Here is a 22750-nt window from a genome sequence, read left to right as displayed (position 1 = left end):
CAACCGCGAACTGCACGACATCGAAGAATCCCTGAACCGTCTGCGCGCCTACCTGGTGGACCTGGTGGGCACCATCCGGCAGAACGCCGAACAGGTTGCCGGTAGCAGCCGCGCCCTGGCGGAACTGAGCAGTGGCCTGCACGGCGGCGCCGAGCGCCAGGCCGGCGATACCGCGCAGATCCGCGACGCCCTGGGCGAGCTGGAAGCGACCATCCAGCAAGTCGCTGGCGATGCCAGCCAGGCCGCCGATGCCAGCCGCAGCGCCGGACTGGCGGTGGAACAGGGGCAGAAAGTGATCGGCCTGAGCCTGACCGGGCTGCATGCCCTGGTCGGCGAGGTGCAGGGCAACGCGCAGATGATCGAACAGCTGGCCGAGGAGTCGGCGACCATCGGCGGCGTACTCACGGTAATCCGTTCCATTGCCGACCAGACCAACCTGCTGGCCCTGAACGCCGCCATCGAAGCCGCGCGGGCCGGGGAAATGGGCCGCGGTTTTGCCGTGGTCGCCGAAGAAGTGCGCTCCCTGGCCCAGCGCACCGCCGGCGCCACCGCCGAGATCCAGACCCTGATCGCCGGCCTGCAGGCCGCCGCCCGGCAATCGGTGGAAGGCATGCGCGCCCAGGTCGAACATGCCGAAGCCACCGCCAGCCAGGCCCAGGCCGCCGACGGTGCGCTGGATGAAATCGTCGGGGCGATCCAGACCATCTCCGACACCGCCATCCGCATCGCCGATGTCACGGCCCAGCAAAGCGGCGCCGTCAGCGAAATCCGCGACCACAGCGAGCGCATCCATCAATTGGGTGGGGATAACCTGCAACGCATCGGCGAGGGCCGCGAACAAGGCGAAAACCTGCTGGCCCTGGGCGGCCAGCTGCACACGGCGGTGCAGGCGTTCCGCGTGTAACGGTGCCGTTGTAGCCGCTGCCGCAGGCTGCGATAAAGCCGAAGGCCTTCAGCAATCGCAAGATCCTGTGTCCGCTTCATCGGAGTGCCGCCCAAGTCGATCGCAGCCTGCGGCAGCGGCTACAGGGCGCATGCGCATACTCCGCCGCTCTCCGCTATCATGCGCACACCTTCGATTCGCGAGATTGCCATGCGTCGCCTGCTTTGCCTGATGCTGTTCGTGCTTGCCCTGCCGGCGACCGCCGCCGGGCTTCTGGACAGCCGCCCCAGTTCGACCCTGGGTTCGATCAACAACAGCGCCGACTTCCTGCCGGTGCGCGAAGCGTTCCAGCTGAGCCTGCTACAAAGCACGCCGCAATCGATCAAGCTGCGTTTCGTCGCCACCGAGGGTTATTACCTCTATCGCCACCGTTTCCAGTTCCGCGCCGAGCCCGCCGACATCACGCTGGGTGCCGCCCAGTTGCCCAAGGGCGAACAGAAACATGACGAGTTTTTCGGCGACGTCGAGGTCTACCACGGCATTGTCGATATCGAACTGCCGCGCACCGGCGCAGATCAACGGGCCTTCACCCTGGCCGTGACCTACCAGGGCTGTGCCGACAAGGGCTTGTGTTATCCACCGGAAACCGAGCGCTTGCAGATCGACGGCGCTGCTTCTGCCGGTGCCTCAAGTGCCGGAAGCCCCGCTACCGACCATGGGAAAACCGGCTGGAGCTGGCGCGAACTGGCGCTGTTCTTTCTTGCCGGCATCGGCCTGACCTTTACTCCCTGCGTCCTGCCGATGCTGCCGATCCTGTCCGGCGTGGTCCTCAAGGGGCAGGTCGGCGGTTGGCGCGGTTTCAATCTGTCGCTGGCCTATGTGTTGCCAATGGCCGCCTGTTTCGCCCTGCTCGGCGCCTTGATGGGGCTGTTCGGCGCCCAGCTCAATTTGCAGGCGCGCCTGCAATCGGCCTGGGTGCTGGTGCCCTTTGCACTGTTCTTCGTCGTGTTCGCTCTGGCGATGTTCGATGTCTTCGAACTCAAGCTGCCGCGTTTTGTCAGCCAGCGCCTGGAACGCATTGCCGGGCGCACCGAAGGTGGCTCGCTATGGGGCGCGGCGGTTCTCGGGGTCGTGTCCAGCCTGCTGGTATCGCCCTGCGTTTCGGCGCCGCTGGCAGGCGCCCTGCTGTATATCAGCGCCAGCGGCGACGCCCTGGGCGGCGCCCTGAAACTGTTCGCCCTGGGCCTGGGCATGGGCGCGCCGCTGTTGCTGGTAGCCACCGGTGGCGCAGCCTGGCTGCCGAAAAGCGGGCCATGGCTGGTCTACGTGAAAAACGCCATTGGCGTGCTGCTGCTCGGCCTGGCGATCGGCCTGCTGAGCCGGGTCTTGCCGGGCCAGGTCAGCCTGTTGCTGATTGGTGCTCTGGCGGCCGGCGTCGGCCTGTTTCTCGGTGCCTTGGAATTTGTCTACAAGGCGCCCCGCGCGCGCCTGGCGCAGCTGTGCGGGCTGTTCCTGCTGGTGTATGCCCTGGCCTGCTGGTACGGCGCCTTCAGCGGCCAGACCGATCCGTTCAGCCCGCTCGCCCGTGCACCGGTCGCGACCACCAGCAACAGCCCTGAGAAAACCAGCGCCGGCCAGTGGCAGACCGTCACCACTCCCGGCGAGCTGGACCAGGCCCTGGCCGATGCCCGAAACGCGGGTGTCCCACTGCTCCTCGACTGGTACGCCGACTGGTGCATCAGTTGCAAAGTCATCGAACGCGAGGTGCTCAGCGACCGCCAGGTCGTCGAACGCCTGCAGGGCTATCGCCTGGTCCGCTTCGATATCACCGCCAGCAACCGCGAACAGCGCGCCCTGCTGGATCGCTACCAACTGTTCGGCCCGCCGGCGCTGATGTTCTTCGGCAAAGATGGCGTCGAACGTGCCGATGTGCGCGTAGTCGGCGAAATCAGCGCCGCGGACTTCGCCGAACGCATTGCCGCAGCGAATGACCGGATTTAGTCAGTTGGTCACATATTTCGCGTAAATATCGGTCATCGTGCTGCCTATTGCAGAGAACTGGACAGTCACAAAGGCTTTGCGGCATAGTCGCCGGGTTCTGAATAATGGCCCACAGATAAAACAAGGAACGGCAGATGGCGACCCTACTGGTGCTTCACGGACCCAACCTGAACCTGCTCGGCACCCGTGAACCGGGGGTCTACGGTGCAGTCACCCTGGCTGAGATCAACCAGGACCTGGAACGCCGGGCTCGCGAGGCCGGCCACCATTTGCTCTACCTGCAAAGCAACGCCGAGTATGAATTGATCGACCGTATCCACGCTGCCCGCGATGAAGGCGTGGACTTCATTCTGATCAATCCAGCAGCTTTTACGCATACAAGTGTCGCATTACGTGACGCGCTGCTGGCGGTGAGCATCCCATTCATCGAAGTGCATTTGTCTAACGTGCACAAACGCGAACCTTTCCGCCATCACTCCTACTTCTCCGACGTTGCGGTGGGAGTGATCTGCGGCCTTGGCGCCAGCGGTTACCGACTGGCCCTGGAGGCCGCACTAGAGCAGCTTGAACAACAAGCTAAACGCCCCTGACCGACCCTTGGGAGTTGATGATTCATGGATATCCGTAAAGTTAAGAAACTGATCGAACTGCTGGAAGAGTCCGGCATCGACGAGCTGGAGATCAAGGAAGGCGAAGAGTCCGTACGCATCAGCCGCCACAGCAAGACTCCAGCCCAGCAGTACTACGCACCGGCACCAATGGCTGCTCCAGCCGCCGCACCTGCCGCTGCCGCTCCGGCCGCCGCCGCTGTCGCACCAGCAGCTCCAGCTGCCCCAGCGCTGAACGGCGCCGTTGCCCGTTCGCCGATGGTCGGCACCTTCTACCGCAAATCCTCGCCAACCTCGCCAGCCTTCGTTGAAGTCGGCCAGAGCGTGAAGAAAGGCGACACCCTGTGCATCGTCGAAGCCATGAAGATGATGAACCACATCGAAGCTGAAACCAGCGGTGTGATCGAATCCATCCTCGTCGAAGACGGCCAGCCGGTTGAGTACGACCAACCGCTGTTCACCATCGTTTGAACCGCGGAGAGCCAACGATGTCTGCGAAGTTGGAAAAAGTTCTGATCGCCAACCGCGGTGAAATCGCCCTGCGGATCCTGCGTGCCTGCAAAGAGATGGGTATCAAGACCGTCGCCGTTTACTCCAAGGCCGACAAGGAACTGATGCACCTGGGTCTGGCAGACGAATCCGTCTGCATCGGCCCGGCCTCCGCCGCGCACTCTTACCTGCACATTCCGGCGATCATCGCGGCCGCCGAAGTGACTGGCGCCACCGCCATTCACCCAGGCTACGGCTTCCTCGCGGAAAACGCCGACTTCGCCGAGCAGGTCGAGAACTCCGGCTTCGCCTTCATCGGCCCGAAAGCCGAGACCATTCGCCTGATGGGCGACAAGGTGTCGGCCAAGCACGCGATGATCGCTGCCGGCGTACCGACCGTTCCCGGTTCCGACGGCCCGCTGCCGGAAGACGAAGAAACCGCGTTGCGCATCGGCCGTGAAGTCGGCTACCCGGTGATCATCAAGGCCGCTGGCGGCGGCGGTGGTCGCGGCATGCGCGTGGTACATAAAGAAGAAGACCTGATCTCCTCGGCCAAGCTGACCCGCTCCGAAGCGGGCGCGGCGTTCGGCAACCCGATGGTCTACCTGGAGAAGTTCCTGACCAACCCACGCCACGTGGAAGTCCAGGTGCTGTCCGACGGCCAGGGCAACGCGATCCACCTGGGCGACCGCGACTGCTCCCTGCAGCGTCGTCACCAGAAGGTGCTTGAAGAAGCGCCGGCCCCGGGCATCGACGAAACCGCTCGCCAGGAAGTCTTCGCGCGCTGCGTCAAGGCGTGCATCGACATCGGCTACCGCGGTGCCGGTACCTTCGAGTTCCTGTACGAGAACGGTCGTTTCTACTTCATCGAGATGAACACTCGTGTGCAGGTAGAGCACCCGGTATCGGAAATGGTCACTGGCGTCGACATCGTCAAGGAGATGCTGAGCATCGCCGCTGGCAACAAGCTGTCGATCTCCCAGAAGGACGTAGTCATTCGTGGCCACGCCCTGGAATGCCGGATCAACGCCGAAGACCCGAAAACCTTCATGCCAAGCCCAGGCACGGTCAAGCATTTCCATGCTCCGGGCGGCAATGGCGTACGCGTCGACTCGCACCTGTACAGCGGTTACGCGGTTCCACCGAACTACGATTCGTTGATCGGCAAGCTGATCACTTACGGGGCAACCCGTGAAGAGGCCATGGCGCGCATGCGCAATGCGCTGGACGAAATCGTGGTCGACGGGATCAAGACCAACATCCCGCTGCACCGCGACCTGACCCGTGACGAAGGCTTCTGCAAAGGTGGTGTGAACATTCACTACCTGGAGCACAAGCTGGCCGGTCAACACTGATCGACACCGCACCAGACCGACAAGGCCGCTTTCGAGCGGCCTTGTCGTTTCTGCGGTTTCCTGACTTTGCAGGGGCGATATCGGCGCGTGGAAATGGCGCCTGGCGTGTCGTCTTCTGCGCCTCGCTCGCGTAAACTTGCGCGCTTCTCGCAGCCCGCTAGGCTGCACATTACATATTTCAAAGGTGCCCGCCATGCCTTGGCTGCAAGTCCGTCTCGCCATCAGCCCAGAACAAGCCGAAACCTACGAAGACGCTTTTCTCGAAGTCGGCGCCGTTTCGGTGACCTTCATGGACGCCGAGGATCAGCCGATCTTCGAGCCGGAACTCAACACCACCCCGCTGTGGAATCACACTCACCTGCTGGCCCTGTTCGAAGGCGGCACCGAGGCCGCCAGCGTGCTGGCCCACCTTGAGCTGCTGACCGGCAGCCCGCTGCCCGAACATCACAGCGAAGTGATCGAGGACCAGGACTGGGAACGCAGCTGGATGGACAACTTCCAGCCGATGCGTTTCGGCCAGCGTCTGTGGATCGTCCCGAGCTGGCACGCCGCTCCCGAGCCGAACGCAGTCAACCTGCTGCTCGATCCGGGCCTAGCCTTCGGCACCGGCACGCACCCGACCACCGCGCTGTGCCTGGAATGGCTCGACGGCCAGGACCTGAAAGGCTGCAACGTGCTGGACTTCGGTTGCGGCTCGGGGATCCTGGCGATCGCCGCCCTGCTGCTGGGCGCCAAGCAGGCGGTGGGCACCGACATCGACGTGCAGGCCCTGGAAGCCTCCCGCGACAACGCCGGGCGCAACAACATCGCCGAAGAGCTGTTCCCGCTCTATCTGCCGGAAGACCTGCCGCAGGTCCAGGCGGACGTGCTGGTCGCCAATATCCTCGCCGGCCCGCTGGTTTCCCTGGCGCCGCAATTGTCCCGCCTGGTCAAGAGCGGCGGACGCCTGGCGCTGTCGGGCATCCTCGCCGAACAGGGTGAAGAAGTCGCGGCCGCCTACGCCCAGGACTTCGACCTGGATCCAATCGCCAACCTCGATGGCTGGGTACGCATCACCGGCCGTCGGCGCTAGAATGGCCGCCTGCATGAACCGGATCGCCGCATGACCGACAGTTTCGTCACCCAGTGCCCGCATTGCCAGACCAGCTTCCGCGTCAGCCACGCTCAGTTGAGCGTGGCCCGGGGCGTGGTGCGCTGCGGCTCGTGCCTGCAGGTGTTCAACGCCGCACGGCAGTTGCTTGAGCAACGCGCTGGCAAGGACGCTGTCGCTGCACCTTCCACACCGGCCATCCCTGCCGAACCGCTGACCCCGCCGCCACCGCGCGCCATCAGCCAGAAGCAGTGGAGCGCCACCGAACTCGACCTGGACAGCCTCGACCTGGACGAGGAGCTGGCCAAGCTCGAACAGCGGGAAATCCAGCCGACCAAGGCCTTCGGCCAGGAGCGCGCTTCCAGGGAGGACACCCTCAGCGCCCGCCGCGACCAGCCGGATGCCGAAGAGGAACACTGGCCCGACAGCCTGTTCAGCCAGCCACCCGGCAGCAGCGACGATCTCGACCAAAAAACCGAGCCGCCAGCCGTCGACGCCGGCCGGTCCGGGCGTACCGAACCGTCGCTGTCCTTCAACCTGGACGATCTGGAAGACGAACCCAAGGCGCCCTCCCTGCTCCCGGACGACGACCTGGAGCCCATGCCAGCGCACAGCTCCCTCAAGGCCGACGAGCCCGATGAGATCGAGCCGCCAGCCAGCCCGGCGCCACGACGCAACAAGCGTGGCCGCGCCGAGCCCGAGGCACCGGACGCCATGCTACTGGACCTGGAAGACGACCCGATCCAGCTGGACTGGCAAAAGCGCCGTTCGCCCTGGGGTCGCCGCCTGCTCTGGAGCCTGTTGATCCTGCTGGCCGCCGCCGGCCTGGCGGGCCAGTACATTGCCTATCACTTCGACGAACTGGCGCGCCAGGACCAGTACCGCCCCTGGTTCCAGCAACTGTGCCCGGAACTGGGTTGCACCGTGCCCTCGAAGGTCGATATCGGCCGCATCAAAAGCAGCAACCTGGTGGTGCGCAGCCACCCGGACTTCAGCGGCGCGCTGGTAGTGGATGCGATCATCTACAATCGCGCGCCGTTCTCCCAACCCTTCCCGCTGCTGGAGCTGCGTTTCGCCGACCTCAACGGCCACCTGATCGCCAGTCGTCGCTTCAAGCCCGGCGAATACGTCAAGGGCGAACTCGAAGGCGTGTCGGAGATGCCGCCGCAGACGCCGATCCATATCGCGCTGGACATCCTCGATCCGGGCCCCAAGGCCGTCAACTACAGCCTAAGCTTTCACTCGCCCGAGTAAGACCTGCCATCCGAGCAAAGGCCGCGCTGGATTGACGACGGTTTTCTGACTGCTGCCCAGCGGACCAAACCGTTGGCGATAACAGAATAACTGTTCAGATTTTATCCAATTCAGCCTTTATCCGGTCATCGAGAGCGGGTATCATGCCAACCCTTTTTCGAACTCTCATGATCCGGCCCCACAACAGGGAAGTCCTATGTCGGCGGTACGCATCGGCCCATATACATTGCACAACGGCTTGATTCTCGCCCCCATGGCGGGAGTCACCGACCAGCCCTTTCGTCAGCTTTGCAAGCGGTTGGGTGCAGGCCTTGTAGTCTCGGAAATGGTCACCAGCGACATGAGCTTGTGGAACAGTCGCAAATCGCGTCTGCGCATGATCCACGAGGGTGATCCCGAGCCGCGCTCGGTACAGATCGCCGGTGGCGATGCACAGATGCTGGCGGATGCCGCCCGCGCCAACGTCGAGTTGGGCGCACAGATTATTGATATCAACATGGGTTGCCCGGCGAAGAAGGTCTGCAACAAGGCCGCCGGCTCCGCGTTACTGAAAGATGAAGATCTGGTGAACGAGATCCTGCAGGCCGTGGTGGCCGCTGTCGATGTGCCGGTCACCCTGAAGATCCGTACCGGCTGGGACCGGGCGAACAAGAACGGCCTGACGGTGGCGAAGATCGCCGAACAGGCAGGTATCACGGCATTGGCGGTCCATGGCCGGACCCGGGCCGACCTGTACACCGGTGAAGCCGAGTACGACACCATCGCGGCGATCAAGCAGGCGGTGTCGATCCCGGTCTTCGCCAACGGCGATATCGACTCGCCCGAGAAGGCCCGCTACGTCCTCGACGCTACCGGTGCCGACGGGCTGTTGATCGGCCGGGCCGCTCAGGGGCGGCCATGGATTTTTCGTGAGATCGAACATTTTCTGCGTACCGGTCAACCCCTGCCGGCACCTGAGCTGTTCGAGGTGGAACGTATTCTGCTTGAGCATCTGGCCGCGCTGCATGCCTTCTATGGCGATGTCATGGGCGTACGCATTGCTCGCAAGCATGTGGGCTGGTATCTCGCAACCCTGCCGGGCGCCAGGGAGTTTCGCGCCCACTTCAATCGTTTGGAAGATACGGAAGCACAGTGCGCCAACGTTCGTGAGTTCTTTGCCGAGCGTTACAAGAGCCTGGTGACAGGGGACGGAGAGGGGGTGGCCGCATGACGATGATGACCGAGACTTTAGTGAGTGGAACAGCACCCGTGAGCGACAACGTGAATTTGAAACAGCACCTCAATACACCGAGCGAAGAAGGCCAGACCCTTCGCGGGAGTGTCGAGAAGGCGCTGCACAATTATTTCGCCCACCTTGAGGGCGCGGCCGTCACGGACGTGTACAACCTGGTGCTCTCCGAAGTCGAGGCTCCGTTGCTCGAAAGCGTGATGAACTACGTCAAGGGCAACCAGACCAAGGCCAGCGAGCTGCTCGGTCTGAACCGCGGCACCCTGCGCAAGAAACTCAAGCAGTACGATTTGCTGTAAGCATTCAATCAAACCAGAAAGGCGCCCGCATAAAACCGGTCGCCTTTTTTGCTGACTCCTTTGCTTTTGATGGAAATTGAGATGACCGACCAGACTACCCGCCTGCCGATCCGCCGCGCCTTGATCAGTGTTTCCGACAAGACCGGGATCCTCGAATTCGCCAAGGAGCTGGAAGCCCTGGGCGTGGAGATCCTCTCCACCGGCGGGACCTTCAAACTGCTGCAGGACAACGGCGTGGCCGCAGTAGAAGTCGCGGATTACACCGGTTTCGCGGAAATGATGGACGGCCGGGTGAAGACCCTGCACCCGAAAATCCACGGCGGTATCCTCGGCCGTCGCGGTATCGACGACGCCATCATGAACGAGCACGGCATCAAGCCGATCGACCTGGTAGCGGTCAACCTCTACCCGTTCGAAGCCACCATCTCCAAGCCGGGCTGCGACCTGCCGACCGCCATCGAGAACATCGATATCGGCGGCCCGACCATGGTCCGCTCGGCGGCCAAGAACCACAAAGACGTGGCCATCGTGGTCAACGCCAGCGACTACGGCCAGGTGCTGGAAAGCCTGAAGGCCGGCGGCCTGACCTACGCCCAGCGTTTCGACCTGATGCTCAAGGCCTTCGAACACACCGCGGCCTATGACGGCATGATCGCCAACTACATGGGCACCGTGAACCAGGCGGCCGAAACCCTGACCACCGAAGGCCGCAGCGAATTCCCGCGCACCTTCAACAGCCAGTTCATCAAGGCCCAGGAAATGCGCTACGGCGAGAACCCGCACCAGAGCGCGGCGTTCTACGTGGAAGCCAAACCCGCCGAAGTCGGCATCGCCACCGCCACCCAGCTGCAAGGCAAGGAACTGTCGTATAACAACGTGGCCGACACCGACGCAGCGCTGGAATGCGTGAAGAGCTTCGTCAAGCCGGCCTGCGTCATCGTCAAGCACGCCAACCCGTGCGGCGTGGCCGTAAGCCCGGACGCTGAAGGCGGTATCCGCCAGGCCTACGAACTGGCCTACGCCACCGACACCGAGTCGGCCTTCGGCGGCATCATCGCCTTCAACCGCGAACTGGACGCCGAGACCGCCAAGGCCATCGTCGAGCGTCAGTTCGTCGAAGTGATCATCGCCCCTTCAGTCAGCGAGGAAGCCCGCGCCATCGTTGCCGCCAAGGCCAACGTGCGCCTGCTGGCCTGCGGCCAATGGTCGGCGGACCGTGTTCCGGCCTGGGACTACAAGCGCGTCAACGGTGGCCTGCTGGTACAGAGCCGCGACATCGGCATGATCGGCGCCGACGACCTGAAAGTGGTGACCAAGCGCGCCCCGACCGAACAGGAAGTCCACGACCTGATCTTCGCCTGGAAAGTGGCCAAGTTCGTCAAATCCAACGCCATCGTCTACGCCAAGAACCGTCAGACCATCGGCGTCGGCGCCGGCCAGATGAGCCGCGTGAACTCCGCCCGTATCGCCGCCATCAAGGCTGAACACGCCGGCCTGCAAGTGCAGGGCGCGGTCATGGCGTCCGATGCGTTCTTCCCGTTCCGCGACGGTATCGACAACGCAGCCAAGGTTGGCATCACCGCGGTGATCCAGCCAGGCGGCTCGATGCGCGACAACGAAGTGATCGCCGCCGCCGACGAGGCTGGAATCGCGATGGTCTTTACTGGAATGCGCCACTTCCGCCACTAAGTATTACTGGGGCGCCACCCTCCCCTGTAGCCGCTGCCGAAGGCTGCGATAAGACCCGAAGGGTCTTCAGCGATCTGAAATCCTGCAACCGCTTCGCGGTTGATCGCAGCCTGGTGGCAGCGGCTACAAGGTCAGGCTTGCGCGCTTCCCCGAATTAGCGTCATCCGAGGTTTTTGAAATGAATGTACTGATCATTGGTAGCGGCGGTCGTGAACACGCCCTGGCCTGGAAAGTCGCTCAAGACCCACGGGTCGAGAAAGTCTTCGTTGCCCCGGGCAACGCCGGCACCGCCATCGAAGCCAAGTGCGAGAACGTGGCCATCGACGTATTGGCCCTCGAGCAACTGGCCGACTTCGCCGAGAAGAACGTTTCCCTGACCATCGTCGGTCCGGAAGTCCCGCTGGTCGCCGGTGTGGTCGACCTGTTCCGCTCCCGCGGCCTGGACTGCTTCGGTCCGACCGCTGGCGCGGCCCAGCTGGAAGGTTCGAAAGCCTTCACCAAGGACTTCCTGGCTCGCCACAAGATCCCGACCGCCGACTACCAGAACTTCACCGAGATCGAGCCGGCCCTGGCTTATCTGCGGGAAAAAGGCGCGCCGATCGTGATCAAGGCCGACGGCCTGGCCGCCGGTAAAGGCGTGATCGTCGCCATGACCCTGGCCGAGGCCGAAGACGCCGTGCGCGACATGCTGGCCGGCAATGCCTTCGGCGACGCCGGTTCGCGTGTGGTGATCGAAGAGTTCCTCGACGGCGAGGAAGCCAGCTTCATCGTCATGGTCGACGGCAAGAACGTCCTGCCCATGGCCACCAGCCAGGACCACAAACGCGTCGGCGACGGCGACAGCGGTCCGAACACTGGCGGCATGGGTGCCTACTCCCCTGCCCCGGTGGTCACCGCCGACGTGCACCAGCGCGTGATGGACCAGGTGATCTGGCCGACCGTGCGCGGCATGGCCGACGAAGGCAATGTCTACACCGGCTTCCTGTACGCCGGTCTGATGATCGACAAGGCCGGCAACCCGAAGGTCATCGAGTTCAACTGCCGCTTCGGCGACCCGGAAACCCAACCGGTGATGCTGCGCCTGCAGTCGAGCCTGGTGCTGCTGGTCGAGGCCGCCCTGGCCCAGGCGCTGGACAAGGTCGAAGCGCAATGGGATCCACGTCCGAGCCTGGGCATCGTCCTGGCCGCCGGCGGCTATCCTGGTGACTACGCCAAGGGCGCGGTGATCGAAGGCCTGGACGCGGCCGCCAAACTGGAAGGCAAAGTCTTCCACGCCGGTACCGCACTCAAGGACGGTCAAGTGGTAACCTCCGGCGGCCGCGTGCTCTGCGCCACCGCCCTGGGCGACAGCGTAAGTGCCGCGCAGCAGCAGGCTTACCAACTGGCAGCTAAGATCGATTGGCAAGGCTGCTTCTACCGCAAAGATATCGGTTACCGGGCCATTGCCCGCGAGCGTGGCGAAAATCAGGAGTAATCCTGTCTTCCCGTCCGGCAGGCGCCCCAGGCCCTTGCCGGACGGCTCCAGCGCCGCGCATAGTTACAATCTGGCATCAACCTACGAAGGGATTTCGCCGTGCGCTGGCTCAGGACTGCCATAGGTTTCACCGTCACTCTGCTGACCCTGCTCTGCTTGATCCCGGCCCAGGCCGCACAAGGCAGTAACTGGGCCGTTTTGCTCGATGAACAGGCCGACCTGCAACTGAGCGACATCCGCTCCCCGCGCTACACCAATCAATTCAGCCCGATCGAACTGGAACGCATCACCGCCGCCGAACCCGGAGGCGCGTTATGGCTGCGTTTCAAACTGCAACCGGGCAAGCACGAACAACTGCTGCGGATCTTCGCGCCCGACCTGTCGCGCCTGGACATGTATGTGCTGGACGGCGACAACCTGATCGAACAACTGACCTCCGGCACCCAGCAACCCCAGGCCGAACGGCCGTTGCCCAGCAGCGACTTCATGCTGCCGCTGCCGCAGAACCAGAAGACCCTCGATGTCTATCTGCGCCTGGTCTCCGACCATCAGTTGCGCCCTTACATCACCCTGCAACCGGCGGTCATGACCGCGGCCAATCAGGGCCAGAGCGTGCTCTATGGCCTGCTGTTTGGTTGCATGGGCATGCTGATGCTGCACAACCTGGTGCGCTACGCCTACACCCGTTCGCGCAGCAGCCTGTGGCTGGCGTCCTGCGAAGCATTGGTGATGCTCAGCCTGGCGCTGATGCTCAACCTGTTCGGCCCCTGGCTGCCGGACTGGCATGCGATACAGACCCCTGGCGCCTACCTGGCGCTGTTGCTGACCACCCCTTGCGGGCTGATGTTCGTCTATCGCTTTTTCGCCCCGCTGGGCCCGCATCCGCTGAACAAGCTGCTGCTGGTCGACATCCTGATGGTTGGCCTGTGCAGCCTGTTGCTGCTGTTCGTCGATTCGCTTCCGCTGAATCTCATCACCTACGGCCTGGTGGCTCTGGTCGGCCTGAGCATGCTGTTCATCGCCGGTTATCACTGGCACAAAGGCTACCGCCCGGCGCGCTACTTCGTGGTCGGCATGGGCATCTTCAACATCGGCGCGCTGATCGTGCTGCCGGCGCTGCTGGGGCTGACCATGGTCGCGCCCCAGGGGCTGATCGTCACCCTGCTGGTGACCATGTGCCTGAGCGGGTGGGCGATGAGCATCGCCCTGGGCGAGCGCCAGCGCAGCATCACCGAGAATGAGTTCAGCGTCAGCCGCGACCTCGCCGCCAGCAACGCCGAGGTCAATGCCAAGGCCGAGTTCCTGGCGAAGATCAGCCACGAGATCCGCACACCGATGAACGGCGTGCTGGGCATGACCGAACTGCTGCTGGGCACGCCGCTGTCGGTCAAGCAACGCGACTACGTGCAGACCATCCACAGCGCCGGCAACGAGCTGCTGACCCTGATCAACGAGATCCTCGACATCTCCAAGCTCGAGTCCGGGCAGATCGAGCTGGACGATGTGCAATTCGACCTCAATGCACTGATCGAAGACTGCCTGAGTATTTTCCGCGCCAAGGCCGAGCAACAGAACGTCGAGCTGATCAGTTTCATCCAGCCGCAGGTGCCGCGCGTGATCAGCGGTGACCCGACCCGCTTGCGCCAGGCCATGCTCAGCCTGCTGGAAAACGCCCTGAAGAAGACCGACGAAGGCGAGGTCCTGGTGATGGTCGCGCTGGACGAGCGCACCAGCAAACCGCGCCTGCGCATCGCCGTGCAGGACAGCGGCCAGCCGATGGAAGCCGAAGAGCGCGATGCCCTGCTGCACTCGGAACTGCACAGCAAGAACTTCCTCGCCAGCACCCGCCTGGGCGGCAATCTCGGCCTGGTCATCGCTCGCCAGCTGATCCTGCTGATGCACGGCGAGTTCGGGATCAAGACCAGCGCCAACCAGGGCAGCACCCTGTGGCTGACCCTGCCGCTGGACCCTGAGCGCCTGGAGCATCCGACCTCCGACCTGGATGGCCCGCTGCAAGGGGCGCGGGTGCTGGTGGTGGACGACAACGACACCTGCCGCAAGGTCCTGGTGCAGCAATGCAGCGCCTGGGGCCTTAACGTCAGCGCCGTGCCTTCGGGCAAGGAAGCCCTGGCCCTGCTGCGCACCAAGGCGCACCTGCGCGACTACTTCGACGTGGTGCTGCTCGACCAGAACATGCCCGGCATGACCGGCATGCAACTGGCGGCCAAGATCAAGGAAGACCCGAGCCTGAACCACGACATCCTGCTGATCATGCTCACCGGCATCAGCAACGCGCCGAGCAAGGTCATCGCGCGTAACGCCGGGGTCAAGCGCATCCTCGCCAAGCCGGTGGCCGGCTATACCCTCAAGACCACCCTGGCCGACGAGCTGACCCAGCGCAACAAGGGTCAGTTCGTGCCGCATCAGCCACATGCGCTGAGCGGGGTTCCGGTGCCGGTCAAGGTACCGAGCGACTTCCGCATCCTGGTGGCCGAGGACAACAGTATTTCCACCAAGGTGATTCGCGGCATGCTCGGCAAGCTCAACCTGCAGCCCGATACCGCGAGCAACGGCGAAGAAGCCCTGCAAGCGATGAAGGCCCAGCGCTACGACCTGGTGCTGATGGACTGCGAAATGCCGATCCTCGACGGCTTCTCCGCCACCCAGCAGCTGCGGGCCTGGGAAGTCGGCAACCAGCGGGTGCGCACGCCGGTGGTGGCGCTGACCGCGCACATCCTCACCGAGCACAAGGAACGCGCGCGGCAGGCCGGCATGGACGGGCACATGGCCAAGCCGGTGGAGCTGTCGCAACTGCGCGAACTGATCGAGCACTGGGTGGCGCAGCGCGACCTGCAGAACCGCACCACGGCGCAACCGTCCTGAGCCGACAGCACGGCAAACGCCTGTTAAACTCCGCTCGCCCTCCCTCGCTGTGAGTTTGCGCCATGCTCCATGTGCTGTTCAGCGTGTACCTGAAGATGCTGGTGCTCTACAGCCCCTTCTTCGTCCTGTCCTGCTTCATCAGCCTGACTCGCGGCTACTCCAGCAAGGAGCGTCGGCGCCTGGCGTGGAACGTCGCCCTGGCGACCCTGGCCTCCAGCGTGCTGCTGTACCTGTTCGGACGGGTGATCTTCAATGTGTTCGGCATCACCGTGGATGCCTTCCGCATCGGCGCGGGCAGCGTGCTATTCATCTCGGCGCTGGGCATGGCCCAGGGCAAGTCGGCGATCCAGACCGACAACGTGCAGCAGGATGTGACCATAGTGCCGCTGACCATCCCCCTGACCGTCGGCCCCGGCACCATCGGCGCCCTGCTGGTGATGGGCGTCGGCCAGCCGCACTGGGACGACAAACTCACCGCGATCCTCAGCATCGCCCTGGCCAGCTTCACGGTCGGCGTGGTGCTCTACCTGTCCAACCGCATCGAGCGGATCCTGGGCGAGCAAGGCTTGCAGATCGTCAGCCGGCTGATGGGCCTGTTCGTCTGCGCCCTGGCGGCGCAGATCATCTTTACCGGGGTCAAGGGCTACCTGGGTTAGGGGCAGCTGCAAGCGGCAAGCTTTAAGCGGCAAGAACGAGCGGGCTCACTGGGGACAGTGAGCCTGTGCTGTTTCTGGGGTAGGGATTTTTAAGCGTCCAGACGCCACTGCGAGGCATCCAGGGCGTCGCAGCCGTCTTGCAGCAACAGGTGGGCGGCGTTGACGAAGTGGCTCAGGTCGCGCTCGCTCACGCCTTTGAGGCTCAGGCAGTTGAGGCTATGCATCAGATCGCGCGAGGCCTTGATGCGCTGTACCGCGCCGCCATGCAGATCGGCTGCAGGCGCGTTGCGGTTGAGGTGGAACACCGGGGTGGGGGTGAGATTGCTTTGTAGGGGGATGAAGTCCGTCATGGTCATAGCTCCTTAGTTACATAAAGAGCTGCCACTCTTTGCGGCTAAACAAATGGGAGGCAGCTGTGCGAGGGTTAGCCGACCGGAGATGGAGCTATGAACATTCCCCGGCACACCCGAAGGTGTCCCGCGCACAGCCACCATAAAGGATGCCGCGCAGCAAAAAGCGCCAGCATGGTAATGGATGGCGCTTAAGCGTTCATAGCCCCACATTTCGACCGGCTAAGATCGACCGCCGATGCGTCGGCGGCCGGGCAACTATGGCTTCGCAAAAAATCAGCGGCAACCGTCAAAGTGTTGCCATTACCTTCCGCAGAACCAGACTTGCCTCCCTGACACTCCACGCCTGTAGCCGCCGACCGGTAGGTCGCGCCGGGCTTTGGCTTTTGATCCACCCGCCCCATCGGGAGGCCGAGCGGAGGTGTTCATCAGGGGACAGGCGCGCGGCGCCCCTCGACGCAGTCGAGGACATCGTATGGAGGTCGAAGCGAAGCCGACCGGAGTCGATGCCCCCTGATGGACACCGGAGCGAGGGAACCTGAGCGCAGCGAAGGCCGTACGCAGGGGCAAGCCCTTTTGGTTACTTTTACGGCGCTTGGTAAAAGTGACCCGCCGTAAGGGCGGAACCCTAAGTGGCCGTTACCGCAGAAACGGATATGTACACCGTCCAGCATCACCAGCGCAGCCACCACCGCCATCGCGAGCAAGCTTCGCTCCTACAGAAGCCTGCAAAACGCGCGCCCCGGCCACAAAGGCAGGCCTATGGCTGCTCGCCGTACCACCTCGGCGTATACACCCACTCCCCACCTCCAGCCTTGGGGAATACGCAGGTAGTGGAAGAACCCACCAACACCATGGTGCGCATATCCACCTGCTCCGGAGTCAGGTCGCCAAGGGTGGTGACCCGCAAGGTCTGCCCCGGACGGCCGATATCCCGCCCCAGCACTACAGGCGTATCCGCGGTGCGGTGCTGGCGCACGATCTCCAGCGCGCGCCCCAGCTGCCAAGGGCGCGAGCGCGAGATCGGGTTGTAGAATGCCAGGGCCAGGTCGGCCTGGGACGCCAGGTCCAGGCGCTTCTCGATGATCGCCCAGGGCTTGAGGTTGTCCGACAGCGACAGCACACAGAAGTCGTGGCCCAGCGGCGCGCCGGCCTGTGCGGCGGTGGCCAGGGAAGCGGAAACCCCGGGAAGGATTTCCAGCTCGACCTGATGCCAGCCCGGCTCGCCGGATTCGTGCAGCGCTTCCAGCACCGCCGCGGCCATGGCGAAGACACCCGGGTCGCCGGAAGACACCACCACCACCGAACGGCCTTGGGCGGCAAGTTCGAAGGCGTGGCGGGCACGCTGCATTTCTTCACGGTTGTCGGTGCAGTGCATGACCTGGTCGGCACGGAACGGGCCGGCCATGCGCACATAAGTTTCGTAGCCGAGGATATCGTTGGCCCGCGCCAGTTCGGCTTTCACCGCCGGTACCATCAGTTCGGCGGCGCCAGGACCCAGGCCAATCACCGCCAGGCGGCCACGAGGGCGGCCGATCTGCTGCGGGTCCAGCGGCTGGCTGGCCACGGCAATGGCGATGTCTTCACCCACGCTCAGCGGCGGCAGCAGTTGCGGCACGGCCTGTTGCGCCAGCTCGGCGACGCTGCTGGCCGCCGGGGCGAAACGCAGGGGCACACCCAGGTCGGCGGCGGCCTCGCGCAGGGCCGGGCTGGCCATGTCGCAGTCGGCGGCCAGCAGGCAGGCGACGGATTGCGCGGCGATCTTCTTCTGGTGCAAGGCCTCCCGCAGCGCTGCGGCGCCCGCGATCTTGCCGTTGCAGGCGATCAGCACACTGCGCGGATAGATCAGCAGCTCGTTGGCGGCCGGCTCGCGCTCGGCCGAGCCGACGCGGATGGTCAGCCGGGCCTGCTGGTCTTGCGGCAAGCGGGCCTCGGCCAGCCAGGGCGCGGCGCCTTCGATGCGCACGCTTTCCCCACCCAGCAGGTCGGAGACGAAACGCTTACCCAGCTCCAGATCGCCCAGGGCATAGCCGCTGGGCGGGTTGAGCAGGCAGGTACCGAAGCGCAACTCGCCGCTGGTGGTAATGGCCGCCGCCACGCCCAGGCCGGCGGCGATTTCCCGGGCCATGACGTTCACCCCGCCCAGGCCACCGAGCAACGGCACCACTGCGCTGCCGTCTTCGGCCACGGCCAGCACCGGCGGCTCCGCGCCCTTCTCCAGCAGCAGCGGCGCCAGGGTCCGGATGACGATGCCCGCGGCGCACAGGGCTATGATTGGCGTGTCCTGCTGGTACAACTGGCGCAGGGTCGCGCCGAACTCCTGGTACGGGCGGTCGGCGCCTTCGACCCGTTCGGCCAGGCCGTGGATCAGCGCGTCCGGGTACAGCTGCTGAAGTTTGCGCGCAGTCGCCAGGCTGCCTTGGCCAAGGATGACGATGGCCGGCGCGGAACAGGCCATCAACCTTGCCACCTTTCACCGGGCACGATGATCAGCGAGAAATACGGCGAAGACATCGGCTGCACTTCATCCAGCGGCACAATCTTCTGGTTGGCCATGGTCGCCCGTTCGACGTACAGCGCGCGCTCGGCCAGGCCCAGCTCCTCGAGCACCTGGCGCACCTTGGGGAAGTTGCGCCCCAGCTTCATCACCACCGCCGCGTCGGCATCGGCCAGGCGGCGCTTGAGTTCGTCATGAGGCAGTACGCCGGACAGCACCGACAGGCTCTGGTTGCGATACACCAGCGGCGCGCCCAGCACCGAGGCGCCACCGAGCATCGAGCACACGCCCGGCACCACTTCGGCCTTATAACGCTCGGCCAGGCGGTCGTGCAGGTACATGTAGGAGCCATAGAAGAACGGGTCACCTTCGCAGATAACCGCCACGTCGCGGCCGGCGTCCAGCTGCCTGGCCAAGTCTTCGGCGGCGCTGTCGTAGAAGTCGCTGATCACTTGCTCGTAGGACAGCGGCGCCGGCAGCACTTCGGTGGTCACCGGGTAGACCAGCGGCAACAGGGTCTGCGCGTCCTGCAAATGCGCTTCGATGATGCCGAAGGCATTGCCCTTTTTACCCTTGGCGACGAAGTACGCCACCACCGGCGACTCGCGCAGCAGGCGCAGGGCCTTGACCGTAATCAGTTCCGGATCACCGGGGCCGACGCCCAGGCCGATCAAACGTCCAGGTTGCTGCATCATTCGATCTCCGTGGCCAGGGCATTGACGGCGGCGGCGGCCATGGCGCTGCCGCCCAGGCGACCTTGCATGATCACAAAAGGCACGCCGCGGCTGTCGGCGGCGAGCATCGCCTTGGACTCGGCCGCGCCGACGAAGCCTACCGGGAAGCCGAGGATCAGCGCCGGTTTCGGCGCGCCGGCGTCGAGCATTTCCAGCAGGTAGAACAGCGCGGTCGGGGCGTTGCCGATCACCACCACGCTACCTTCCAGGTACGGCCGCCACAGTTCCAGGGCCACCGCCGAGCGGGTGTTGCCCAGTTCGCGGGCCAGCTCCGGCACGCGCTCGTCGCGCAGGGTACAGATCACCTGATTGTTCGCAGGCAGACGGGCGCGGGTGATGCCTTCGGCCACCATGCGCGCATCGCAAAGGATCGGCGCACCGGCGGCCAGGGCGGCACGCCCGGCCTGGCCCGCGCCTTCGGAGAATTGCAGGCCGTCGATGGCATCGACCATGCCGCAGGCATGGATCACCCGCACCGCGAGTTTTTCCAGGTCCGCGGGGATGCGATCGAGCCTGGCCTCCTCGCGAATGATCGCGAAGGAGTTGCGATAGATCTCCTGACCGTCGCGGATGTAATCAATCATCAAGGGTGCTCCGTGGGCGGGCATCGAGCAATGCGCCGGCCGCTTCAAGGGAAAGGTTGCGGGCGTGCAGCGTGCCGAAACCCGGCTGCGCTGCATCGCGAAAATAGAGGTCGTAACGACCGGGGGCGACGGCCAGCAAGGTGGCCCGCGCCACATGGGCGGCGGCGCAGGAACGCGAGCAGCCGGACAGGTGTACGTCCAGGCCGTGGCGCTGGAGCAAGGCGGCCAGCTTCACCGCGTCGCCCTTGGTATCGGCCAGGGCCTTGCCGCAGCCGCTGGAACCGGCACAGGCAATCAGATGGGCCAGGGTCTGCTCTGGCGAGCAGAGAAAACCCAGCCGTTGCAGGCGGCGCGTAACTTCAGCGGCGTCCTCGGCCCGCAGGTTCGGCAGCAACAGGCTCTGCCAGGGGGTGAACCTCAGGCTGCCGTCGCCCCATTGCTCGGCCAGCTGCACCGCGCCGCGCAGCATCGGCGGGTCCAGCCGCCCCAGGGGCGTGACTGCACCAACATAGACCCGGCCCGGTTGCCGCTGTGGATAAGTACCGATATGCAGCGGCTCGGATGGGGTCACGCGCTGCCAATCGCCTACCCGGATCACCGGCCCCGGCAAGCGCGCGGATACCTGCACCAGCAGTTCAGCCGCCGAGTGTTCCGCCAACAGCTGGCGCATGCGGGTCTGTTCGGGGCGGGCCAGGTCGAGGAACAGCTCCAGCATCGCCACCACCAGGGCAAGCCCATCCTCCAGCGCCACGCTGGCCAGGGGCCGGTCCCCGGGGCAACCGGCCAGGCCGAAGGCCAGCCAGGGCTCGCCCGCGCCCTCGAACGCCGAGAGCCACAGGTCATGGGGATGCTCCAGCATGGCCAGGGCTTCTCCACCGTCGAGCTGCACGGCAAACTTGGGCGACAACTCATGAAAACGCGGATGGCTCTGCAAGGTGGCGAGAATCTGCGCGGCCAGAGGCCGGGTATCGACGATCAGCGTCCGGTCAACTCCGGCCGTGGGGCTGAGCATCAGGTTGCGCACATCATCGCCGGCCGCGGTGGTCGGCCCCAGGCCGGCAGCCAGCAGATCGGCGATCAGCGCCTGATGCTCGGCGCCAATCCCGCGGATCTGCAGGTTGGCGCGGTTGGTCGCCTCGATCACCCCGCCGGCATAACGCTCGGCCGCATCGGCCACCGCGCGGGCCTGGGCGGCGCTGATCGCGCCGCCGGCCAGCTTGATCCGGCAGATACCGCCATCCAGCGCCGGCACGATACGCAGCAACCCCGGACAGGCCGAGGGGCGTAAGGCGGTGGACATCGGACGTTCGTTCAAGGGGGTGACCAGCTGTGTGGGAAAGGCGCTTCGCGGGCGAAGGCGCGGTATTATGCCTGCTTTGTCCGAAGGCATGAAAAGCCTGCCTGTCGGAAGAACAGGTTTTACCCTCGAGGAATAGCGATGTCGCCCTGGCTGACAGTAGTGGGAATCGGTGAAGACGGCTTCAAGGGCCTGGGCAAGAACGCCCGGCGCGCCCTGATGGGCGCTTCGCGGATCGTCGGCGGCCAGCGGCAACTGGACCTGTTGCCAGTGTGCATCCGTGGCGAACGGCAGCTGTGGCCGAGCCCCTTCTCCCTGGAACCGGTGCTGGCCAAGCGCGGCGAGCCGGTGTGCGTGCTGGCCAGCGGCGACCCTATGCTGTTCGGCGTCGGCGCCAGCCTGGCGCGCCAGGTGGCCCAGGAGGAAATGCACGTACTGCCCGCGCCTTCCTCTTATTCACTGGCGGCCGCGCGCCTGGGCTGGCCGCTGCAAGAGGTGGTGACGCTCTCGGTGGTCGCCCGCCCCGTGGCAGCCCTCAGCGCCCAGTTGTTCAGCGGAGTGCGCCTGCTGGTCCTGAGCAATGACGGCCTCAGCCCCTCGGCCATCGCCGCGCTGTTGCGCGAACGCGGCTTCGGCCCGAGCCGTATCAGCGTGCTCGAGCATCTGGGCGGCGAGGCCGAGCGACGGACCGACGGCACCGCCAACGACTGGAGCGACCCGGCCATCGCCGATCTCAATCTGGTGGCCATCGAATGCCTGGCCGAACCCGATACGCCGCGGCTGTCGCGCCTGGCCGGCTTGCCGGACTCGACCTTCCAGCACGACGGCCAGCTGACCAAGCGCGATGTCCGCGCCATTACCCTGGCCCGCCTGGCACCTGTCCCGGGCGAACTGCTGTGGGATGTTGGCGCCGGCAGCGGCTCGATCGGCATCGAATGGATGCGCGCGCACCCCAGTTGCCGGGCCCTGGCCATCGAAGCCGACCCAGGCCGCCAGCAACTGATCGAACATAATCGCGACGCCCTCGGCGTGCCCGGCCTGCAGCTGATTCGCGGCAGCGCGCCGCAAGCGCTGGATGGCCTGGAAGCCCCGGACGCGATCTTCATAGGCGGCGGCGTGACCCGCCCCGGCGTGCTCGACACCTGCTGGGCCCGGCTCAAGCCCGGTGGCCGGCTGGTGGCCAACGCCGTGACCCTGCAAAGCGAAACGACCCTGATGGCCTGGCGCGAACGGCATGGCGGCGAGCTGACCCGCCTCCATGTCGCCCAGGCCCTGCCGCTGGGGGACTTCGACACCTGGCGCCAGGCGCTGCCCATTACCTTGCTCGACCTCGTCAAACCGCTATGAACACCCCTGCAAGAGCGAACATGCGCCTGTAC

The 22750-nt window shown here is 64.8% G+C and carries 19 protein-coding genes; 14 read left to right on the top strand and 5 right to left on the bottom strand.

Translation table 11 applies throughout. The features are described 5' to 3' along the window. Positions 1 to 355 precede the first annotated feature (355 nt). The 13 genes from H0I86_RS32640 to tspR all read left to right on the top strand — a co-directional run bounded on the left by H0I86_RS32640 (position 356) and on the right by tspR (position 15909). Positions 356 to 904, top strand: a complete 549-nt coding sequence (locus H0I86_RS32640; RefSeq protein WP_404940395.1) for a methyl-accepting chemotaxis protein — start codon at positions 356 to 358, stop codon at positions 902 to 904. Between the two features lie 189 nt (positions 905 to 1093). Then, entirely contained in the window at positions 1094 to 2884 is a 1791-nt protein-coding gene (locus H0I86_RS03300; RefSeq protein WP_180924022.1) for a protein-disulfide reductase DsbD, read from the top strand. A gap of 134 nt (positions 2885 to 3018) precedes the next feature. After that, positions 3019 to 3474 (top strand): type II 3-dehydroquinate dehydratase, encoded by a 456-nt coding sequence (gene aroQ / locus H0I86_RS03295; protein ID WP_007921644.1) that lies wholly within the window; start codon positions 3019 to 3021, stop codon positions 3472 to 3474. Between the two features lie 24 nt (positions 3475 to 3498). Continuing rightward, a complete protein-coding gene (gene accB / locus H0I86_RS03290; protein ID WP_180924021.1) occupies positions 3499 to 3963 on the top strand; it encodes an acetyl-CoA carboxylase biotin carboxyl carrier protein in 465 nt (154 codons plus the stop codon). A 17-nt stretch (positions 3964 to 3980) separates the two neighbouring features. Beyond that, entirely contained in the window at positions 3981 to 5336 is a 1356-nt protein-coding gene (gene accC, locus H0I86_RS03285) for an acetyl-CoA carboxylase biotin carboxylase subunit (protein ID WP_007921646.1), read from the top strand. Positions 5337 to 5529: 193 nt separating this feature from the next. After that, positions 5530 to 6408, top strand: a complete 879-nt coding sequence (gene prmA, locus H0I86_RS03280) for a 50S ribosomal protein L11 methyltransferase (RefSeq protein ID WP_180924020.1) — start codon at positions 5530 to 5532, stop codon at positions 6406 to 6408. A gap of 30 nt (positions 6409 to 6438) precedes the next feature. Continuing rightward, positions 6439 to 7680 carry a DUF3426 domain-containing protein gene (locus H0I86_RS03275; RefSeq protein ID WP_180924019.1) on the top strand — a complete coding sequence of 414 codons (1242 nt, stop codon included), beginning with the start codon at positions 6439 to 6441 and terminating at the stop codon, positions 7678 to 7680. Positions 7681 to 7876: 196 nt separating this feature from the next. Further along, the gene (dusB, locus tag H0I86_RS03270; protein ID WP_180924018.1) at positions 7877 to 8890 is read left to right on the top strand and encodes a tRNA dihydrouridine synthase DusB; all 1014 of its coding nucleotides are present in this window, start codon (positions 7877 to 7879) and stop codon (positions 8888 to 8890) included. Further along, entirely contained in the window at positions 8887 to 9207 is a 321-nt protein-coding gene (gene fis, locus H0I86_RS03265) for a DNA-binding transcriptional regulator Fis (RefSeq protein WP_007921650.1), read from the top strand. Before dusB ends, fis begins: the two co-directional genes overlap by 4 nt. A gap of 81 nt (positions 9208 to 9288) precedes the next feature. Continuing rightward, on the top strand, positions 9289 to 10896 hold the full coding sequence (gene purH, locus H0I86_RS03260; protein ID WP_180924017.1) for a bifunctional phosphoribosylaminoimidazolecarboxamide formyltransferase/IMP cyclohydrolase: 1608 nt from the start codon (positions 9289 to 9291) through the stop codon (positions 10894 to 10896). A 178-nt stretch (positions 10897 to 11074) separates the two neighbouring features. After that, positions 11075 to 12370, top strand: coding sequence for a phosphoribosylamine--glycine ligase (purD, locus tag H0I86_RS03255; protein ID WP_016703772.1), 1296 nt, complete (start codon positions 11075 to 11077; stop codon positions 12368 to 12370). A gap of 99 nt (positions 12371 to 12469) precedes the next feature. Next, complete coding sequence (locus H0I86_RS03250) at positions 12470 to 15253, top strand: hybrid sensor histidine kinase/response regulator (RefSeq protein ID WP_180924016.1); 2784 nt, start codon at positions 12470 to 12472, stop codon at positions 15251 to 15253. 62 nt (positions 15254 to 15315) lie between these two features. Continuing rightward, a complete protein-coding gene (gene tspR / locus H0I86_RS03245) occupies positions 15316 to 15909 on the top strand; it encodes a type III secretion system genes modulator TspR (protein WP_053259481.1) in 594 nt (197 codons plus the stop codon). A gap of 89 nt (positions 15910 to 15998) precedes the next feature. Here the strand turns inward: tspR and H0I86_RS03240 are convergent, their stop codons facing one another. From H0I86_RS03240 to cobG, 5 genes are all read right to left on the bottom strand, one after another. Next, a complete protein-coding gene (locus H0I86_RS03240) occupies positions 15999 to 16259 on the bottom strand; it encodes a hypothetical protein (RefSeq protein ID WP_180924015.1) in 261 nt (86 codons plus the stop codon). Positions 16260 to 17019: 760 nt separating this feature from the next. Further along, positions 17020 to 18717 carry a precorrin-3B C(17)-methyltransferase gene (cobJ, locus tag H0I86_RS03235; RefSeq protein ID WP_180924014.1) on the bottom strand — a complete coding sequence of 566 codons (1698 nt, stop codon included), beginning with the start codon at positions 18715 to 18717 and terminating at the stop codon, positions 17020 to 17022. Beyond that, positions 18717 to 19448 (bottom strand): precorrin-2 C(20)-methyltransferase, encoded by a 732-nt coding sequence (locus H0I86_RS03230; protein ID WP_180925784.1) that lies wholly within the window; start codon positions 19446 to 19448, stop codon positions 18717 to 18719. The genes cobJ and H0I86_RS03230 overlap by 1 nt, the downstream gene beginning before the upstream one ends. Further along, complete coding sequence (locus tag H0I86_RS03225) at positions 19448 to 20074, bottom strand: precorrin-8X methylmutase (protein ID WP_016703767.1); 627 nt, start codon at positions 20072 to 20074, stop codon at positions 19448 to 19450. The genes H0I86_RS03230 and H0I86_RS03225 overlap by 1 nt, the downstream gene beginning before the upstream one ends. Next, a complete protein-coding gene (gene cobG, locus H0I86_RS03220) occupies positions 20067 to 21374 on the bottom strand; it encodes a precorrin-3B synthase (protein WP_308416462.1) in 1308 nt (435 codons plus the stop codon). Before cobG ends, H0I86_RS03225 begins: the two co-directional genes overlap by 8 nt. A gap of 138 nt (positions 21375 to 21512) precedes the next feature. Here cobG and cbiE point away from each other — a divergent pair, with 138 nt between their 5' ends. After that, on the top strand, positions 21513 to 22718 hold the full coding sequence (gene cbiE, locus H0I86_RS03215; protein ID WP_180924012.1) for a precorrin-6y C5,15-methyltransferase (decarboxylating) subunit CbiE: 1206 nt from the start codon (positions 21513 to 21515) through the stop codon (positions 22716 to 22718). Positions 22719 to 22750: the final 32 nt, after the last annotated feature.

It is taken from the genome of Pseudomonas chlororaphis subsp. aurantiaca (assembly GCF_013466605.1).
In the GTDB taxonomy this organism is placed as follows: domain Bacteria; phylum Pseudomonadota; class Gammaproteobacteria; order Pseudomonadales; family Pseudomonadaceae; genus Aquipseudomonas; species Aquipseudomonas chlororaphis_I.
The sequence above is the reverse complement of the archived record's forward strand: the minus strand, read 5'-3'. Positions and strand labels throughout refer to the sequence as shown.

What these genes read in the sequence shown, in the direction of transcription:
- H0I86_RS32640 (WP_404940395.1), top strand. Translation starts at nt 356, where the DNA reads ATGATCGAACAGCTGGCCGAGGAGTCGGCGACCATCGGCGGCGTACTC.
- H0I86_RS03300 (WP_180924022.1), top strand. Translation starts at nt 1,094, where the DNA reads ATGCGTCGCCTGCTTTGCCTGATGCTGTTCGTGCTTGCCCTGCCGGCG.
- aroQ (WP_007921644.1), top strand. Translation starts at nt 3,019, where the DNA reads ATGGCGACCCTACTGGTGCTTCACGGACCCAACCTGAACCTGCTCGGC.
- accB (WP_180924021.1), top strand. Translation starts at nt 3,499, where the DNA reads ATGGATATCCGTAAAGTTAAGAAACTGATCGAACTGCTGGAAGAGTCC.
- accC (WP_007921646.1), top strand. Translation starts at nt 3,981, where the DNA reads ATGTCTGCGAAGTTGGAAAAAGTTCTGATCGCCAACCGCGGTGAAATC.
- prmA (WP_180924020.1), top strand. Translation starts at nt 5,530, where the DNA reads ATGCCTTGGCTGCAAGTCCGTCTCGCCATCAGCCCAGAACAAGCCGAA.
- H0I86_RS03275 (WP_180924019.1), top strand. Translation starts at nt 6,439, where the DNA reads ATGACCGACAGTTTCGTCACCCAGTGCCCGCATTGCCAGACCAGCTTC.
- dusB (WP_180924018.1), top strand. Translation starts at nt 7,877, where the DNA reads ATGTCGGCGGTACGCATCGGCCCATATACATTGCACAACGGCTTGATT.
- fis (WP_007921650.1), top strand. Translation starts at nt 8,887, where the DNA reads ATGACGATGATGACCGAGACTTTAGTGAGTGGAACAGCACCCGTGAGC.
- purH (WP_180924017.1), top strand. Translation starts at nt 9,289, where the DNA reads ATGACCGACCAGACTACCCGCCTGCCGATCCGCCGCGCCTTGATCAGT.
- purD (WP_016703772.1), top strand. Translation starts at nt 11,075, where the DNA reads ATGAATGTACTGATCATTGGTAGCGGCGGTCGTGAACACGCCCTGGCC.
- tspR (WP_053259481.1), top strand. Translation starts at nt 15,316, where the DNA reads ATGCTCCATGTGCTGTTCAGCGTGTACCTGAAGATGCTGGTGCTCTAC.
- H0I86_RS03240 (WP_180924015.1), bottom strand. Translation starts at nt 16,259, where the DNA reads ATGACGGACTTCATCCCCCTACAAAGCAATCTCACCCCCACCCCGGTG.
- cobJ (WP_180924014.1), bottom strand. Translation starts at nt 18,717, where the DNA reads ATGGCCTGTTCCGCGCCGGCCATCGTCATCCTTGGCCAAGGCAGCCTG.
- H0I86_RS03230 (WP_180925784.1), bottom strand. Translation starts at nt 19,448, where the DNA reads ATGCAGCAACCTGGACGTTTGATCGGCCTGGGCGTCGGCCCCGGTGAT.
- H0I86_RS03225 (WP_016703767.1), bottom strand. Translation starts at nt 20,074, where the DNA reads ATGATTGATTACATCCGCGACGGTCAGGAGATCTATCGCAACTCCTTC.
- cobG (WP_308416462.1), bottom strand. Translation starts at nt 21,374, where the DNA reads ATGTCCACCGCCTTACGCCCCTCGGCCTGTCCGGGGTTGCTGCGTATC.
- cbiE (WP_180924012.1), top strand. Translation starts at nt 21,513, where the DNA reads ATGTCGCCCTGGCTGACAGTAGTGGGAATCGGTGAAGACGGCTTCAAG.